This window comes from Pseudomonas sp. G5(2012), from assembly GCF_000408945.1.
Lineage (GTDB): Bacteria > Pseudomonadota > Gammaproteobacteria > Pseudomonadales > Pseudomonadaceae > Aquipseudomonas > Aquipseudomonas umsongensis.
Map to the genome: position 1 here is coordinate 1 of NZ_APIO01000201.1, position 1304 is coordinate 1304.

At 60.6% G+C, this 1304-nt stretch carries 1 protein-coding gene; it reads right to left on the bottom strand.

Translation table 11 applies throughout. The annotated features are described in order from the left end of the window. Nucleotides 1-1304, bottom strand: a 1304-nt coding sequence (locus PG5_RS34550) for an immunoglobulin-like domain-containing protein (RefSeq protein WP_042955990.1), incomplete at both ends; no start/stop codon positions are given.

Genomic DNA, 1304 nt, shown 5'->3' on the forward strand with positions numbered 1-1304 from the left:
GCGTTGCTCAGGGTCACGGTGTAGGTGATCTGGCCACCTTCGCTGACGCTGGTACTGTCCACGGTCAACTTGGCCACCACGTCATTCGTAGTGTCGGTGGTGTTCACCGTGGCCGCGGCGTTGTCGATCACCAGGTTCTCGAAGGTCTTGCCGGCCACGGAGGCGCCGGTGACGTTCAAGGTCAGGGACGACGGGTCTTGGTAGACGTCTTCGGCGTTGGTGTCGCCGGTGTAGATCGCGCTGGTTTGACCTGCGCTGATCACCACCGATTTCCCGTTGCTCAGGGTGACGGTGAAGTCATCGGCCAGAACGCGGTTGATGCTGACGGTGAAGCTCGGCGCGTTGCCTTCCACCACGTCGCCGTTGGCGCTGAGGGCCACGGTGACCTTGTTGCCGGCACCGTTTGCGTCGTCACTGATGGTGACGCTGGTGGTGTCGCTGCCGAGCACCAGGTTTTCGTAGTTGTTGCTGCCGCTGACGGATTGCAACTGGTTAACCACAGTCACAGGCTGGTCGACGTAGAGGTTGTCTGCAACCGGAACACTGGTGCTGCCAGACGTTTGGTTGGCGGCGACGTTAATGGTGGTGCCGTCAGTCAAGGTGAAGGTCAACCTACCGTGGTTATTCACCGGCAAGCCATCGGCATTGCTCAACGTCACGGTGTAGGTGATCTGGCCACCTTCGCTGACGCTGGTACTGTCCACGGTCAACTTGGCCACCACGTCATTGGTGGTGTCGGTGGTGTTCACCGTGGCTGCGGTGTTGTCGATCACCAGGTTCTCGAAGGTCTTGCCGGCCACGGAGGCGCCGGTGACGTTCAAGGTCAGGGACGATGGGTCTTGGTAGACGTCTTCGGCGTTGGTGTCGCCGGTGTAGATCGCGCTGGTTTGACCTGCGCTGATCACCACCGATTTCCCGTTGCTCAGGGTGACGGTGAAGTCATCGGCCAAAGCGCGGTTGATGGACACGGTAAAGGTCGGCGCAGTGCCTTCGGTGACGTCGCCGTTGGCGGCGATACCCACGGTGACCTTGTTGTCGGCGCCGTTCGCTTCGTCGCTAATGGTGACGCTGGTTTTGTCGCTACCGAGCACCAGGTTCTCGTAGTTGTTGCTGCCGCTGACACCGGTCAACTGATTGTCGATGACGACAGGCTGATCAACGTACAGGTTGTCCGGCACCGGTACGCTGGTGCTGCCGCTGGTTTGATTGGCGGCGATGTTGATCACCGTGCCATCGGTCAGGGTGAAGCTCAGGCCGCCGTGGTTATTCACCGGCAGGCCATCGGCGTTGCTCAGGGTCACGGT